General features: G+C 39.9%; 15 protein-coding genes. 10 read left to right on the top strand and 5 right to left on the bottom strand.

Features of this window, described 5'->3' with window-relative positions; genetic code table 11:
* Positions 1–2 precede the first annotated feature (2 nt).
* Together V7201_RS07180 and V7201_RS07175 are read left to right on the top strand one after the other, a co-directional pair.
* A complete protein-coding gene (locus V7201_RS07180) occupies positions 3–446 on the top strand; it encodes an acyl-CoA thioesterase (protein WP_335376148.1) in 444 nt (147 codons plus the stop codon).
* A complete protein-coding gene (locus tag V7201_RS07175) occupies positions 447–743 on the top strand; it encodes a hypothetical protein (protein WP_335376114.1) in 297 nt (98 codons plus the stop codon).
* A 31-nt stretch (positions 744–774) separates the two neighbouring features.
* Here V7201_RS07175 and V7201_RS07170 read toward each other — a convergent pair whose 3' ends face one another.
* The 5 genes from V7201_RS07170 to plsY all read right to left on the bottom strand — a co-directional run bounded on the left by V7201_RS07170 (position 775) and on the right by plsY (position 5046).
* Complete coding sequence (locus V7201_RS07170; RefSeq protein WP_335376113.1) at positions 775–1068, bottom strand: HesB/YadR/YfhF family protein; 294 nt, start codon at positions 1066–1068, stop codon at positions 775–777.
* A gap of 100 nt (positions 1069–1168) precedes the next feature.
* On the bottom strand, positions 1169–2338 hold the full coding sequence (locus tag V7201_RS07165; RefSeq protein ID WP_335376112.1) for a CapA family protein: 1170 nt from the start codon (positions 2336–2338) through the stop codon (positions 1169–1171).
* 510 nt (positions 2339–2848) lie between these two features.
* Positions 2849–3034: a hypothetical protein gene (locus tag V7201_RS07160; protein WP_335376111.1), complete on the bottom strand. Its 186-nt coding sequence runs from the start codon at positions 3032–3034 to the stop codon at positions 2849–2851.
* Positions 3035–3166: 132 nt separating this feature from the next.
* On the bottom strand, positions 3167–4153 hold the full coding sequence (locus V7201_RS07155; RefSeq protein ID WP_335376110.1) for a HAMP domain-containing sensor histidine kinase: 987 nt from the start codon (positions 4151–4153) through the stop codon (positions 3167–3169).
* Positions 4154–4461: 308 nt separating this feature from the next.
* On the bottom strand, positions 4462–5046 hold the full coding sequence (gene plsY / locus V7201_RS07150) for a glycerol-3-phosphate 1-O-acyltransferase PlsY (protein ID WP_335376109.1): 585 nt from the start codon (positions 5044–5046) through the stop codon (positions 4462–4464).
* A 193-nt stretch (positions 5047–5239) separates the two neighbouring features.
* Here plsY and V7201_RS07145 point away from each other — a divergent pair, with 193 nt between their 5' ends.
* From V7201_RS07145 to helD, 8 genes are all read left to right on the top strand, one after another.
* Positions 5240–6676 carry a phospholipase D family protein gene (locus tag V7201_RS07145; RefSeq protein ID WP_335376108.1) on the top strand — a complete coding sequence of 479 codons (1437 nt, stop codon included), beginning with the start codon at positions 5240–5242 and terminating at the stop codon, positions 6674–6676.
* Between the two features lie 149 nt (positions 6677–6825).
* Complete coding sequence (locus tag V7201_RS07140; protein WP_335376107.1) at positions 6826–8550, top strand: glycosyl hydrolase family 18 protein; 1725 nt, start codon at positions 6826–6828, stop codon at positions 8548–8550.
* A gap of 21 nt (positions 8551–8571) precedes the next feature.
* The gene (locus tag V7201_RS07135) at positions 8572–9867 is read left to right on the top strand and encodes a purine/pyrimidine permease (RefSeq protein ID WP_335376106.1); all 1296 of its coding nucleotides are present in this window, start codon (positions 8572–8574) and stop codon (positions 9865–9867) included.
* Between the two features lie 180 nt (positions 9868–10047).
* The gene (locus tag V7201_RS07130) at positions 10048–10461 is read left to right on the top strand and encodes a CoA-binding protein (protein ID WP_335376105.1); all 414 of its coding nucleotides are present in this window, start codon (positions 10048–10050) and stop codon (positions 10459–10461) included.
* Positions 10462–10563: 102 nt separating this feature from the next.
* The gene (locus V7201_RS07125) at positions 10564–11685 is read left to right on the top strand and encodes a sugar diacid recognition domain-containing protein (protein ID WP_335376104.1); all 1122 of its coding nucleotides are present in this window, start codon (positions 10564–10566) and stop codon (positions 11683–11685) included.
* Between the two features lie 119 nt (positions 11686–11804).
* Positions 11805–13073, top strand: a complete 1269-nt coding sequence (locus V7201_RS07120; RefSeq protein WP_335376103.1) for a GntP family permease — start codon at positions 11805–11807, stop codon at positions 13071–13073.
* Between the two features lie 65 nt (positions 13074–13138).
* The gene (locus tag V7201_RS07115; RefSeq protein WP_335376102.1) at positions 13139–14272 is read left to right on the top strand and encodes a glycerate kinase; all 1134 of its coding nucleotides are present in this window, start codon (positions 13139–13141) and stop codon (positions 14270–14272) included.
* Positions 14273–14600: 328 nt separating this feature from the next.
* The gene (gene helD, locus V7201_RS07110; protein ID WP_335376101.1) at positions 14601–16928 is read left to right on the top strand and encodes an RNA polymerase recycling motor HelD; all 2328 of its coding nucleotides are present in this window, start codon (positions 14601–14603) and stop codon (positions 16926–16928) included.
* Positions 16929–17025 lie beyond the last annotated feature (97 nt).

Here is a 17025-nt window from a genome sequence, read left to right as displayed (position 1 = left end):
TGATGCACATTTCTTCTAAAGAAATAGAAGTACGTTATGCAGAGACTGACCAGATGGGAGTCGTGTACCACGCAAACTATTTAATCTGGATGGAGCTGGGAAGAACTCAGCTGATCAAGGAATTAGGCTTTAATTATGCTGAAATGGAGAAGGATGGTATTATCTCTCCAGTCATCGATATCCAGGCATCATATAAAAAACCGTTAAGATATGGACAAACGGCAACAATTAAAACATGGGTGGACGAATACGATGGCTTCCGCTCTGTTTATAAGTATGAAGTTTATAACGAGGAAGGTGAGCTTGCCCTTATAGGAAGCTCAAGGCATGTACTAGTAAAAAGGGAAAATTTCAGGCCGGTCTCGTTAAAAAGAACCTACCCTGACTGGCATGAAGCATATATGAGTGCGAGAAGACAGCCTGCAGAAGAAAGTGAGAAGGTCTAATTGGCTTTTGGGATAAAGCGGGAAGAACTTAAGCTCTGGAAAGAGAAAGTAGAGAGAGGGGAGATCGCCTTCCTAACTCACTACTGGATAGATGACCGGTTTCCAGGCTGCTCAACTGTAACAAAGGTCGGCTGCAGGGATGTTCAAAAACTTGCTGAATGGGGCAGGAAATATAGTTTGAGGCCTGAATGGATTGACGACAGAAAAGTTGATTACCCTCATTTCGATCTATTCGGGGATACGCAAGCACAAGTACTTAAAAATGAAGGGCTTGAAAATAAGCTCCTTAACAAATAAAAGATTAAGGCAGGCGCATGATGCGGCTGCCTTAATCTTTTACATACTTTAATTCTGGTTCATGGGCTACTGGATGAAGATCAACGATTAAGTCATGACCGTCGAAATACCAGATATCTTTTTCTTCAATATAATAAGTTACACCGTTTTTCTCCGTTTTAATTCCGATGTGGTCCGGTTCTTCCTTGGAGACTCCTAATGAAAAGCCTTTTTGGACTGTACTGAAACCGCCATACCTGACAAAGAATCGAAGGTACCCTCCGGAAGAAAGGTCCATTTCTTCCTCATACCAGGCTGCAGCATCATCTTTGATTGTAATATTCATATTGTTCTCCTTCCTTTGCCGATAAAAGCATTATAGCATAAGCGATGCCCGGCCCCATCACTTAATGCTTTATTGCATCATGGGCCAGGCACCTGCTTTGTTATTTTTTTATGAACTGGAACATATGATTCATGATTTCTGTATATTTATTTTTTGCATCTGCCAATCCGAATTGCTCGGCTTCAATGAGAGGGACAACCTGATAGTCTCTCTGCCTGCTGCTTGAAACAAAAGTAGGCATAAACTCAGGACTTCCCAAGACTATTTCCGTTCTTCCCGGTGTTACTTGCTTTGTTATTTCTATTGTGGCGAGCCCGCCAATATCTTTATAATCCCACATCTGCCCGGATAGAAAATTGCCAAGGGAATATACCACCAAAGCTTTTCTTCCATCGGCTGCTGTCAGCCAATCCATAGGCTGCAAAACATGCGGATGATGGCCAAAAATAATATCTACACCCGCATCAACGAGAAATTGTGCCAACTCTTTCTGCTCATCCGTTGGAAATCGCTGATATTCATTTCCCCAGTGAATACTCATAACCACGATATCCGATTGTTCTTTTGCGGTGCTGATTTCAAGCTTCATCATTTCTCTGTCAATCAGGTTCACCAAATGATCTTTGCCTAAAGGAACGGGAATCCCATTTGTTCCATAAGTGTAGGACAAATAGGAAACCTTGATTCCATTTTTACTTAAAATTCGCAGCTTGTGCTGGTCTTCAGCATCCTTAAAAGAACCAACATAGGGAAGGCCAGCAGCTTCCATGTGGCTGATCGATTTAAGCACTCCTTTTTCAGATTTATCGAGTGCATGATTATTGGCATTAGAGACTATATCCACCCCTGAGTCAATCAAGGCATCTCCTACCTCCACAGGGCTATTGAAGCTTGGATAGCTCGACAAGCCTAATTCAACTCCGCCAAGAATCGTTTCCTGGTTTGCAAGGAGCAGGTCCGGTTCCAGGAGCTGGTTTTTTACATTTCTAAATATCGGCTTAAAATCATAGCTGTTGTTTGAATAAGCATCTTCATACACCGTGTCGTGAATTAAAATGTCTCCAATGGCTCCTAATTTCACTTTCTCTATATAGGATTTACCAGAGACCTCAAAGCTTCTTTCACTATGGTTTTTTTGGCTTTTCACTTGCACATTTGGCTCTTTCGCTTCGACTTGTTGATACATTTGAAACATTAAACTTGTGGCCAAGATCCCCAATCCGGCAAAAATAGACAATCCGAAAGCAGTTTTTCTATTCTTTTTTCTCATGACGCACTCCCCGGTAAAAAACTGAGGCATTTTTATTTTTTAGCCTCTATGGATAATATATTATAATTACAATGCAAAAAGTATAGATTAAAGGAGAATTTTCGCACTTTTGTCATAATTCGAGGTTATTTGCGCAAAACATGCATAGAATAACTTATTCAAAGGAAGGTGAGTTGCCCTTGTTTGAGATTACCGAAAGCGCGTTTCAAATTTTGCGAAATGCGATTAAAAAGGAAAGTGACATAGGAGAAAAACTTTTTGTAAGACTTACTATGGGAATCGGCTGAGGCGTACCCCAACTCAAGGCGGCTCTGGAAGAGCAGCCATTAACGAACGATAAGGTACTCGCATTTAAAGACGTTTCTATATTAATTCATGAACAGGATCATGTTTATTTCAATCAAACGAAACTGGATTATATTAAAGATGTTTTCGGGAGGGGGAAGTTTACTCTTATTAAAAAATAAACGCGGGTACCAAGCGAGGTATCCGCGTAATCCTTTTATTCTTTTACCAATCTGTGTTTTCCAAAAAATTCAATAGCTCATCAAGGTTGTTAATTTTTATAACTGAATCCTTCTTGTTCACATCTTGCAAATCAGTAATGAATTCCACCACGAAGTCATTTGGCGGCATTACCTCAGCAGTGGTTGTTGTAAATATATAATGGTCCGTAGACATAAGCACTTCTTCCATTCAAACCGCCTTCTTTCCATCATTTCTTACTTTCATTTTATCAATTATATTCAAGGTCATTCCTCAATTAATTTGACAATATTTCAACTAATATAAAAAGGGATGGAATGCATCTTCACGTTCGTAAAAAATTCAGATTGAAGGGAGTTCAAACGAAAACATTGTTCGTCCGAGCTTAGATCTTACTTTTAGCCTTCCTCCATGATCCTCGATGATTTGCTTACAAATAACCAGTCCAATTCCCGTGCCATTTTCTTTTGTTGTATAAAATGGAGTGAAAAGTTTTTCTGCTTCCGTTTTTGCTAAGCCAGCTCCATTATCAATTACGCTGAATTTCGCAAATCCATTAAACTTCCTAACAGCTATCGCGATTTCACCACGATCCACATCACTTTCCTCAATCGCTTCAAATGCGTTTTTCAGCAGATTCAAAGCCACCTGTTTTAGTTGTTTTTCATCTGCCCATACGAAAACCTCAACATCCGGAACCTTGACCATCAACTCAATTTGCTTTAGCAGTGCTTCACTTTTAAAAAGGTTGATGATTGCTTTAGTAAAAGAGTTTAAGGAAATCTTGTTTTTTCCCGAAGATCCAGGTTTGAAAATGGATAAAAATTCACTAAGCAAACCATTCGCACGATTAATTTCTTCTAATGCAACATCGGCAAATTCAGATTTTCCTATTGTTTGCATTTCAGGCTTTAACAGCTGGATAAACCCCTTGATTGTTGTCAGAGGGTTTCTGATTTCATGTGCGAGTCCTGCTGCTAATTTGCTTGCAGAGGCATCTTGGTAATCATTTATCACAGCCCCGAATTTACTGTTCAGCTGCTTTAGCATCTGCTGCTTACTATGAATCTCTTTATCTAGCCTGTCACACTCCTGTTCCAAACTAGACTTTCTTTCTTTTAAAGCAAAAAGGTCCAAGTTCGTTTGCTGTATATGTAAGGAACCGGAATATGTGAATGGTTTGCTTGGTTTGCTGCCTGGTCCTGATTTTTTTGGTGCGGGCTTGTTGGTTAGTGAAGCAGGAGGATGGATCAACATTTCTTGTTTTGTGCTTTTAATTTCGTGCTTATTTTTCTCAGCAAGCCATAGGCTTCTATATGAATTTTGCATGTTATCACTTCTCTTCTAAAAATATTGGATCATAACTGTTTAAAGACATCCTTGGGCATATCATCAAAATTCATTATTTTGGGGTTACCTAATTTCGATATCTTTCGAATTTATATGACAATTATGTTTAGATTATACCAGCTTTTTAGATTTGTTTGTAATAAAGAACAAAATATTTCTTATTTAGAACTTTTTTTATCACTAAAATCAGAGGGGATCAACATCCATTTTTGAATCATACATGAAAGCGTTAAATGATGTCCGCATATAGAAAGCCGGCAAACCATATGGTTTGCCGGCTTTCTACTTTATAGCCATTTAATTTTTGGTTCAGTTTTATTGCGGATGCGGGTAATATTGGCCCGGTGCCTGTATATGACGAAAAATGCAAGAACGGCTACTACAATAATCAGCGGAACATCCCTAGTAAAAAGGGCGTAAATAAAGGTTGCAATCGCAGTTAGCATAGAGGATAAGGACACATATTTTGTTGTGTACAGGCTTATAAAAAAGAATACGAGCATGAATAAAAATAATAACGGTGCATATGCAAGCAGGATACCACCAGAGGTCGCAACTGCCTTGCCACCGCGAAATCCTGCAAATATTGGATACATATGGCCAATCACTGCGAAGACACCAACAGCTAGCATATGCATATCTGCTTCAAAAATAACTGGTAAGAATGCTGCCAGAGTACCCTTTAATACATCAGCAATACTGACCGCAAGTCCAGCTTTTACCCCCAAAGTACGGAAAGTATTGGTTCCTCCTAAATTCCCGCTGCCATGTTCACGAATGTCTTTTCCAAAAAACAGCTTGCCTACAATTAAGCCGGATGGTATCGATCCAAGCAAATAAGCCAGGACAATAATAATTGCGTTTAATGCCATGAAATATTCTCCTTTAAAGATTTTACGGTTCTTTTATTTTACCATGTTCTATTAAAAACTCCATGCAAATCTTTAATATAGACTGTTTTCGCCTGGAATGCTTCTTTTTCAAAGAGATGATGGCTGCTAGGTAAGTTTATAACTCACTTAAATAGTAAATAAGTATAGTATTAAAATTAAGGAGTACTTTCATATGGGGATGGCTAAAAATTTAGTTAAAAGCAAAAAGATGCTAATTCTGCTTATACTAGCATTGATTGTTGGAGTGACAGTCTACCATAATACACATAAGGAACTGCCCGAGGGACTTTCTTATGAAGGTAAGATCCATAACGTCAAGGATGTCCGGTTTTTATATGATTTAACCTACACAGATGAAAATGGAGAAAAAAAATTCGAGCAGGAGATTTTTGATACTGTTCTAAAAAGAATCGGAGAAGCTGAGGAATTTATCGTTTTAGATATGTTCCTTTTTAATGATTACTACAAAAAGGATATGGGCTATCCAGAAATCAGTGAAAACATTAGTGAAAAATTGATTGCACAAAAAAAGAAGCATAAGAATTTGAAAGTTGTCTTTATAACAGATGAAATCAATCTTACTTATGGATCCCATAAATCTGATACCCTGAAGGAATTGCGTGATAACGGTATTGAAGTTATCTTCACTAAACTTGATCCGTTACGTGATTCCAATCCATTGTATACCGGCATTTGGAGGGTATTCTTCCAATGGTTTGGCCAGTCGGGGGAAGGCTGGATTCCGAACCCGATGGCAAAGAACGCACCAGATGTAACTCTAAGGTCTTATCTTGAATTGCTGAACCTAAAAGCCAATCACCGAAAAGTCTTTGTTACGGAAAAAACAGCAATCGTTGCCTCTGCAAATCCGCATGATGCCAGCGGCTTTCACTCAAATATTGCATTTGAAACGAGCGGAAATGTCATCGGGGATATTTTAGAGTCAGAGCAGGCAGTGTCTGATTTTTCAGGCGGAAGCGAACTCCCAGAGTATTCCGCTGCTAAGGAAAACGGCAAAATAAAGGTCCAGGTTTTGACCGAAGGAAAAATATTCAAGCATCTTCTCGATGAGCTTAAGAAAACAGAAAAAGGCGAAAAAGTCTGGATCGGGATGTTCTATCTTGCCGAAAGAAATGTCATTGACGAAATTGATAAGGCTGCAGACCGCGGCGCTGAAATTAATATCATTCTTGATCCAAATACAAATGCTTTCGGCAACCAAAAGTCAGGGCTCCCAAATATACCAGTATCAGCGGAAATGCAAAAGCTGGGCAGCAAGAACATTCATATCAAATGGTATAATACCGGGGAAGAACAATACCATACAAAAATGATTTATTTTGACCGCAAGAATAAAGCAACTGTCCTTGGCGGCTCAGCCAATTTTACGAGTAGAAATCTCGACGACTTCAATTTGGAGACAAATCTAAAAGTTACCGCACCTGCTGATAGCCAAGTGGTTAAAGACGTAGATCGATATTTCAAGCGGCTTTGGAATAATGAGGACGGCAAATTCACTCTTGAATACGAAGAAAAAGAAGACACGATGACCCCATTTAAATATATGATCTACTGGATTCAGAAAATCCTTAGATTTACAAGTTATTGATATGGAGGCTTCCTTTTTGGAAGCCTTTTTCAATTGGCTGCTAGTGAAGAAAATCAAATAGTCGACTCGGTATTAACTTTACCAATCATGTAAAAATCCCTTCTCATTTCCAGTTTCTTTCAGTACGATAGTTAATAGGGGGGAATCGTATGGCAGAGATTAAGACAATTGAAAAATCAAAAAAACTCATTTTAGCGGGTCTTATTTTTTCCGCTTTTTTAATAGCTTCAAGCATTTACTATTTGCTTTATCCTTTTGCTTCAAAAGAAAAAGTGGAATGTTTTAAAGGAAATTATCCGATTATTTATAACGGTGAGCAAACTGGTAATGCTTTAATTCACCAAAATACAGTTTATGTTCCGCTTGATTTTCTGAAAAAACTTGATGAATCGATTGTGTTTGATGGCAAATCCAACTCGGTGATTTTCACCACGGCAGACAAGGTAGTGCAGATGCCTACCGATTCACTTACGTATTTTATTAATGAAAAATCTGTAAAGCTCCAAATGACGCCGATCCATTCGAAAAATGGTAAGCTTTATGTGGCATTAGATCCGGTCATCAGCTATTATCCTCATAAATATAAAATCTTAAAAGAAACGAAAGCAATTCTTTTCCAAACAGATGGAGAGAAGATGAGGCAAGGTAAAGTAACAGGTGAAGATGTCCATCCAGAAAAGCTGCGATTACGTTCAGGTCCAGGTCTGGATTATCCCTATACAGCACAAACAGCAAATGGCGAAAGACTCTATATAGAATCCGAAAAAGAAGATTACTATTTCGTCAGAAAGGAAAACGGCGTGGCAGGTTATCTGAATAAAAATTTTACCATTCCCGGTAAGACAGAGAAAATATCAGTTACAAGGAACATTCCTCCCAAAATGTTGCCTGATTTGGCAGGTCCCATACTTTTAACCTGGGAGGCAGTCTACTCCAAAAATCCAGACACGGAAAGCATACCTGAAATGCCAGGCGTGAATGTGGTTTCTCCAACGTGGTTTCATCTCAATGCAGCAGATGGCGAAATAAAAAGTTTAGCTTCTGCAGAATACAGCAAATGGGCAAGGGCTAAAGGATTTCATATTTGGGGTCTTTTCACTAATGCATTTGATCCAAAAATGACACATGATGCTTTCAAGGATTTTGAAACGAGAAAGAATATGATTCGACAGCTGCTCCACTACTGCAATATGTATGAACTTCAAGGGATTAATTTGGATATTGAAAATGTCAACCCCGAAGATGGACCATTAGTGACTCAATTTGTTAGGGAAGCTTCACCCTATTTTCGTGAAGCTGGCCTCGTTTTGTCACTGGATGTAACCTTCCAGTCGGAAAGTGCGAATTGGTCCAAATTTTACGAAAGGGAGAAGCTTGCACAATCGGTCGATTATATAGCTGTTATGGCATATGATGAACATTGGGCAAGCTCGCCAGTTGCCGGAAGCGTTTCATCGCTGCCATGGGTGGAAACAAATTTAGCAAATTTGCTTAAGGTTGTGCCTAAAAAGAAGTTGATCCTTGGTGTGCCATTGTATACAAGACTATGGTCAGAAAAGGAAGCAGAGGATGGCACAATCGAAGTTAGTTCCAAAGCATTATCAATGGCAAAGGCTAAGGAATGGATAAACGACAACAAGGTTGTTGTAAAATATGATCCTGAAAGCGGCCAAAATTACGCAGAACATTATAATCACAAAGATAAAACCAATTATAAAATTTGGCTTGAAGATGATTTGTCCTTAAAAAAACGGGCTGAGCTGGCTAAAAAATATGACTTAGCAGGTATCGCCACCTGGTCCCGCTTTTTTGCCGACAGGTCAGCATGGACAGCATTAACATTAGCAGAGGAAAAAAGCGTAACAAAAAAATAATGGATAATGGAGATTTTCAACATGAAAACTAGTCTTTCGGCGATCCAATGGATGGCTTTTATCATTGCAGGCTCGATCGTCGCACCTATCGCCATCGCGGATATATACCATTTGAGTCCTGCTGAAACTACTGGAATGGTCCAGCGTACAATGTTTGTACTTGGGGTTTCAAGTCTGCTTCAGGCTTCACTAGGGCATAGAATGCCAATCAACGAAGGGCCTGCGGGGCTTTGGTGGGGAGTTTTCACTATTTATGCAGGTTTAAGCACCACGCTGTTTTCTTCCAAAATCGAAACACTGCAGGCACTTGAAGGGGCAATGATTGTTAGCGGCCTGGTGTTTTTTCTATTAAGTTTATTCAAGCTGATCGAAAAACTAGCTCAATTGTTCACGCCTGTCGTCAATGGTACATATTTGCTCTTGCTGATTATCCAGTTAAGCGGGTCTTTCATGAAAGGCATGATGGGACTGGGAGGCGATATGAATCAAATAGATCTTAGAGTCGCTTCGTTCAGTCTGCTATTGGTTGCTTTAACTTTCTATTTGTCCAGACATCGAATCAGGTGGGTCAGCCAGTATTCAATCCTGATTAGCCTTTCTGCCGGCTGGATGCTTTATACATTACTTGGTTTTGGGGAAGGTTTACATTCTTATAAAGGTCCAGCATTTGCTCTGCCTGAAATTTTCTCTTTCGGTAAGCCGGTATTTGACTCTGGCTTGATGGTGACCTCCGTTTTTATCACCTTCTTGTTAATTACAAATATGCTAGCAAGCATCCGGGTTACCGGACAGGTCTTGAAAGAAAAAGGAAATGTTGAAGGAGAGATGCGCTATCGTGCAAGTGGGTTTACCGCAGGAGTTAATCAAATTCTTGGAGGTGTGTTTTCGGTAATTGGTCCTGTTCCTATTTCAGGAGCAGCTGGTTTTATTGCTACGACCGGAATCACGAAGCTGCTTCCATTTGTGATCAGTTCTCTCTTAATCATTGCCGCAAGCCTTTTACCCGGTGCAATGTCTTTCTTTGCTTCGTTGCCGGCACCAGTGGGGTATGCAGTAACTTTTGTCATTTTCGCAAATATGATTGCGATTGCTTTTTCCGAATTCGATCGAGAACCAGACAAAAATAGATCAAGACTTGTCATTGGAATCTCACTGCTGGCAGGAGTGGGTGCTATGTTCGTCCCTGGTGAAGCCTTCCGTGATGTTCCGCCAGCAATAGTTTCGCTCCTGAACAATGGATTGATTCTTGGAACAATGATTGCTGTCGTCACAGACCAATTTATCATGGGCAGGATGAAACTCAAAAATAAAGCGTGAAGATGTCATTAATTGAAACGTTATACCTTTTCGGTTTAACGTTTTTTATTTTGTGGATAGATGCAAGTATTTTCATTTATAGAAAGAAATCATAGGTAATAGGCAAGTTTATGTCTCTTTTCATTATCTTAAGTTAAAATGAAAATGGGATAAAAATACATTCATAGGAGTGAGTGGCACATGGCAATTGAGAATCCTACACGAGAAGAAATCGGGAAAATCTTGAAAAAGGCGAAAACAATCGCAGTAGTCGGGTTAAGTGATAATCCAGAGCGCACCTCATATATGGTGTCACAGGCCATGCAGGCATCCGGCTATGTAATCATCCCGGTAAATCCGACTGTTGATGAAGTTTTGGGAGTCAAGGCCGTAAAGTCTTTAAAGGATATTGAGGGCCACATTGACATCGTCAATATATTCCGCCGTTCAGAATACCTTCCGGAACTTGCGAAAGAGTTTGCCGAAATCGATGCTGATGTTTTTTGGGCACAGCTTGGTGTGGAAAATGAAGAAGCTTTTAATTTTCTTAAGGAAAAAGGCTACACAGTCATCATGGACAGATGCATAAAAGTAGAACATGCAATGACTAGATAATTCGGAAGCGTGGAGATGTATGTTCCCACGCTTCCCTTTTGTTTAAGGTAAAAATCCGCCATAATGGAAAGAAACATATTCGTTTCAAGGCAGGTATTTTCTATGGAGTTTTTAAACAAGCAGCTCGCCCAGGAAATTGTCGATCGGACCATGAGCATCCTCGGCAGGAACATAAATGTGATGGATAACAGAGGAGTCATCATAGGCTCTGGCGATAAAAATCGGATTGACGATTACCATGAGGGAGCAGTCATGGTGGTTGATAAGAGACAGGGCTACGCAATCAGCGATGACGAAGCGGAAAAGTTGAATGGTGTAAAAGCGGGTATCAATCTTCCTATAACATTTGAGGGGGAAATTGTTGGAGTCATCGGAATTACAGGACCACCTGATGAAATTATAAATTACGGCGAACTTGTGAGGATGGCCGCAGAGTTAAGCCTTCAACAAGCTGTACTAATGAATGAAATCCAGTGGGACGAACGGCTGAGGGAAGAGCTAGTCAGCCAGATTATTCATTTTGAAGGCACATTTGATTCACTTTTTCTTGAACGATCTAAACGACTCGGCATCGAATTGCAGCTGCCAAGAACAGCGATGATAATATTAACTTCCGACCGCAAAAAATCTTTTTCCTTTCTGAAAAACAGGCTGGAAAAAGAAGATTTATATTTGATGCAGCACGACAGGATTGTCATTTTAAAGAAAATCCCTTCAGGAAAAAATACCAATGAATTGGCATATCTAAGAAAAATTGCTGAAGACTGGCATAATGGTATGAAAGAGTATTTAAAAATGGATGTAAAAATAGCGATTGGGGAATATCATGAAGGACTTTCTGGCACAGCGAAATCCTTTCATCAGGCATCCAATACACTTATAGCAGGTCTAAAATTAGATGCTGATAAGCACATTTTTACTTATAAAGATTACTATCTTCCTGTTTTTTTGCTTGGGGCATCCAGGGAGGGACTGACCGAGGATTTGGATCCACTCATAGGGTTTTTATTAAAAAAGGATCCAAAAGGCGAACTAACTGATACATTACGTGTGTTTATCGAAACGAATGGGGACATGAATGGAACTTCGCAACAGCTATACATCCATCGCAATACATTAAGGTACAGGCTGGATAAAATCACTGAGATCACTGGCAAGGATCCTCGAAAAACAGCAGATTTGCTTCACCTATATATAGCTCTAGTAAATAAAGAACTGAAATAATTGTGCTTTTGCACAAAAGACCTGTACTATTACAGGTCTTTTTTTGATCGTTTGTATAATGAAAAGCAATTAGATAGCGCTTACAATTATATTACAACAAGATTCGAGGAGGAATTACATTGGATATACAAGTAAGCGCTTTCGGCGCGATAGTAGCTCTTATTGTCGCAATTTTTCTTATTCTTAAAAAAGTATCGCCAGCCTACGGAATGATTGCTGGTGCCCTTATCGGTGGACTTGTGGGCGGTGTCGATGTCACGAATACCGTTACTTTGATGATGGAAGGTGCTAAAGGAATCATTCCAGCAGTTTTAAGGATTCTTGCTGCAGGTGTGCTTGCTGGTGTACTGATAGAATCAGGGGCAGCAGCCGTAATCGCAGAAACGATTGTTAAAAAAGTAGGTGAAACCCGGGCATTGCTTGCTCTTGCAATAGCAACTATGATTCTTACAACTGTTGGGGTATTCATCGACGTAGCGGTAATTACCGTATCACCTATCGCATTAGCGATTGCAAACAGAGCTGGCATCTCTAAAACAGCTATTTTGCTTGCTATGATCGGAGGCGGTAAAGCTGGCAATATCATGTCACCAAATCCGAATGCAATTGCTGCAGCAGATGCTTTCCAAGTACCATTAACTTCTGTTATGGCAGCTGGAATAATCCCAGCCATCTTCGGCCTTGCCGTCACGTATATTTTAGCTAAGAAGCTGGTAAACAAGGGGTCAAATGTAACTGCACAGGAAAGTGAAACGCAGCACAACGGAAAGCTCCCGCTCATTTTTCCGGCTATCGTCGCTCCGTTAGTCACAATCATCCTACTTGCTCTTCGCCCGTTGTTTGATATCAATATCGATCCAATGATCGCCTTGCCAGTCGGAGGGATTGCAGGTGCTCTGGCTATGGGCCACATTAAAAAAATTAATGATTATGCTGTTTCAGGCCTAGGAAAAATGTCCGGCGTTGCTATTATGCTACTTGGGACAGGGACCCTTGCAGGAATTATCGCAAATTCCGGTTTGAAGGATGTTGTCATTAATAGTTTAGACACTTTAGGTCTGCCTGGATATGTACTTGCTCCCGTATCCGGTATCTTTATGTCAGCAGCAACAGCCTCTACAACCGCAGGTACGGCTGTAGCATCCCAGGTGTTCGGATCCACCATTCTTGAAATGGGTGTCACAGCACTAGCAGGTGCGGCAATGGTTCATGCTGGTGCAACTGTTCTTGACCACTTGCCGCACGGAAGCTTCTTCCATGCAACAGGTGGCAGTGTAAATATGGACATCAAAGAACGTCTAAAAGTAATTCCTTACGAAACGATAATTGGTTTAACTTTAGCGATCATGTCCACTTTGATTTTTGGAATCTTTAAGTTTTTCGGTTAGGGCATTTTCTATAGAGTTAACCAATTTTGGTAATCCAGTCCCAGCAATGAAAGGAGAAGCCGCGCATGAAAATCGTAATAGCACCTGATTCATTTAAAGAAAGCCTGACTGCACTTGAAGTGGCCCAGGCAATAGAGAAAGGGATGAAAAAGGTTCTTCCTGGTGCTGATTTTATTAAAGTTCCCATGGCAGATGGAGGGGAAGGAACTGTCCAATCTCTAGTCGATGCAACAGGGGGCAGGATCATTTCTAAAACGGTCACAGGACCACTTGGAGAACCCGTCGAAGCATTTTTTGGACTATCGGGTGATGAAAAGACCGCAGTAATTGAAATGGCTGCCGCATCTGGTCTGCATCTTGTTCCAGCTGAAAAAAGAAATCCTTTAATCACAACTACAAGGGGTACAGGTGAATTAATAGCAGCTGCTCTTGATTTTGGAATCGAACAAATCATTATTGGAATTGGCGGCAGCGCTACAAATGATGGCGGATCAGGCATGGCAAATGCTCTCGGCATTAAGCTGCTGGATTCTGAAGGAAACGAAATAGGTGATGGCGGTGGAGCACTAGGGGACATTGCCGCAATCGATATGTCCAATATAGATTCTCGCCTAGCATCTGTTTCGATCGAAGTTGCATGCGATGTCGATAATCCGCTTACTGGACCAAAAGGCGCTTCCAGCATATTCGGACCTCAAAAAGGGGCTAATCCTGAAATGGTGAGACTTTTGGATGAAAACCTAATTCATTATGCCCAAATGATTCTCAGAGATGTCGGCAAGGATATCGATAAGATTGCTGGCGCCGGTGCTGCCGGGGGTCTTGGAGGCGGCTTAATGGCTTTCCTGTCGGCAGAGTTAAAAAGAGGAGTAGATATTGTTCTTGAAGCGACGGCACTTGAAGATCAGCTGAAGGATGCAGATTTCGTGCTTACCGGTGAAGGAAAGATTGATGGACAGACGATTTTTGGCAAAACGCCAATAGGAGTTGCGAAAACAGCAAAAAAATACAATATTCCTGTGATTGCTATCGCAGGTAATGTAGGCTATGACAGTCATGTTGTCCATGAACATGGAATAGATTCCGTTTTCAGCATTGTACCTGGAATTATCCCTCTGACCGATGCATTTGAAAATGCCAGTGTATATGTGGAAAGGTTGGCTTCAAATCTAGCATCTGTCATTAACTTAAGTAAATAACAACAAAAGCCGCGAGCTGTATGATCAGCATCGCGGCTTTATTACGTTTAGTAAGGATTGTAAAAAGTTATGGTTGATTAACAAACTCTATTGATTGAATCGCAAATTAACAGTCCAGCTCCATACAGTTTAATAGCAAAATAAAAACACCAATAATTAAGGTGCATTTCGTCAAAAAATGTATTTGAATTATGAATATGCACATAGTAAAATGAAAGTTGCTTTTAAAAGATGAGTATGTATATATACGCAAAAACTCTAATATAACATTAACACAGACAAATATAAATGTCAAGTATAAGGGCATTGATTTCGGGAGTGATTTTTCATGGAAGATAAACAGCTTATAAACCTTGAAAAAGAACAGAACCGTGTGGATTTTATCATAAAAGAGATTGATAAAAAAGCGGAAAAATGGAATGAAAGTTCTAGTGGTGTTGGCTCAGATGCTCTCCAGCTCAGAAAAACATTCTGGGAAGACGTTACTGTGAACTTCGATGAATCCGATGATGTCGCAGAAACATTCACTAGCATCAAACAGCAAGCAGCACTCCTTTCAGAGCGTGAACGTACACAATCCCAAATGATCAAACAGCTGAAAACTTTATCCCGTCTTAGATTCTCCCCCTATTTTGGCAGGGTAGACTTTCAGGAAAATGGTGTGAGCCAGACAGAGAAAATATACCTTGGAATCGCTTCGCTAATGGATGAAAAAGAAGAGAATTTCCTTATCTATGACTGGCGTGCACCGATTTCTGGACTGTATTATGATTATTCCCCAGGACCAGCTAACTATAAAACTGATACTGAAACGATTGAAGGAACAATGGAGCTTAAACGCCAGTTTGTCATCAGGGCAGGAAAAATCAAGGCAATGTTTGAAACGGGTGTAACAATCGGTGACGAGATGCTCCAGGAAGTATTAGGCAACAACGCTGACACACAAATGAAGACTATTGTGGCGACAATCCAGAAGGAACAAAACCAGATTATCCGAAATGACTCCAGCAGCCTTGTTGTCGTCCAGGGGGTTGCAGGAAGCGGAAAGACCTCCGCAGCAATGCAGCGGGTAGCTTACCTTTTATATAGATACAGGAATATTATAAAGTCAGAAAACATCATGCTCTTCTCCCCAAATCCATTATTCAACAGCTACGTAGCCACAGTACTGCCTGAGCTTGGTGAAGAAAATATGCAGCAGGCAACGTTCCAGGAGTACCTGGCTACTAGATTCGGAAGTGACTATACACTTGAGGATTCTTTTGAACAAATGGAGTTTTTATTAGAAGCGGAAAAAGATGAATCATTTTTTGTACGTAAAGACAGCATCCGTTTTAAATCCAGCATGGATTTTAAATTCCTTTTAGATAGATATGCTGAAAAATTATCAACGGAAATACTCCCCTTTAAAAACATAGGTTATAAAAAGCGGATTATCATTTCTAAACAGGACATCGCTGCCTTTTATGAATCAATTGATAAAACTATTTCGATACCCAACAGGGTCCAGCTCGTTAAAGAATGGCTTATAAAGGAATTGAAAAAGAAATCCAAAATTGAACAAAAACAAGAATGGGTAGAAAGAGAGATTCAATTCCTTGAAAAGGAGGATTATCTCGAAGCTTTTAAACAGAGCCAGCAAAAGCAGGGTGCAGCAAATGATACCTTCAATGATTACGATCGTGAACAAAAATGGTTAACGGAAATGGTTGTTAAAAAACGTTTTAAGCCGCTGTTTAACTCTGTTAAAAAACTTAGGTTTGTTGATACAAGAACCATTTTTATTAATTTTTTTAAACATGGTCACGCAAAGAATGATGTTCTTCCAGATGAATGGGAAAAATCATGTGCTATTACAATCAGCAATCTTGAAAAACGTTTCATTGCTTACGAGGATGCAACTCCATTCTTATATTTGCAGGACTTAGTGGAAGGCAGAAAATCGAATACGTCGATTCGCCATGTATTCATCGATGAAGCACAAGATTATACACCTTTCCAATTTGCTTATATCAAAATGATGTTCCCTTACAGCAAAATGACACTGCTCGGTGATATTAACCAGGCAATCTATTCAGGACCTACAGGAGCTCCAACGATTTTAGCGGAATCTGAACTCGATTTTGGAGAAAAAGAAACCTATCGATTGACAAAGACATATCGTTCGACGAGACAAATTGTTGAATTCACCCGCCAGTTGATTGATGGCGGAGAATTAATTGAACCATTTAACAGAACTGGACCTAAACCAGTGATTGTCCAAGTTGAGGACATGAATGATCAAGTAACCAAAGCAAGTAAATTAATTGAGAAGATGCAAGAAGCGGGGCACAAAAATATCGCAATCATCTGCAAGACTGCAAAGGAAAGCAAATCAGCCTTTGAAGCAATCAAACAAAGGCATGATGCAAGACTGATTGAAAAAGGTACATTAACATTTGAATCAGGCATTAATGTTGTACCAGCATATCTTGCTAAAGGTATAGAATTCGATGCTGTTGTGATCTTTGATGCTTCTGAATATCAAAGAGAAGAAGAGAGGAAATTGCTGTATACCGCCTGTACGAGGGCCATGCATGAATTGTTCGTTCTTTCAGCAGGGTTTAGGAGTCCATTGCTGGACAGAGTGAATAAAGAAACATATGTCATACAATAATATCCATGTAAATTTTTTATTGATTGTATCCTCATTTTAAAAACTTCTTTAAAACGTTAAAAGCTCATCCGTCCTGGATGAGCTTTTTTTGCTTAAC

This window comes from Bacillus sp. JJ1122 (assembly GCF_036964885.1).
Lineage (GTDB): Bacteria > Bacillota > Bacilli > Bacillales > Cytobacillaceae > Mesobacillus.
The sequence above is the reverse complement of the archived record's forward strand: the minus strand, read 5'-3'. Positions and strand labels throughout refer to the sequence as shown.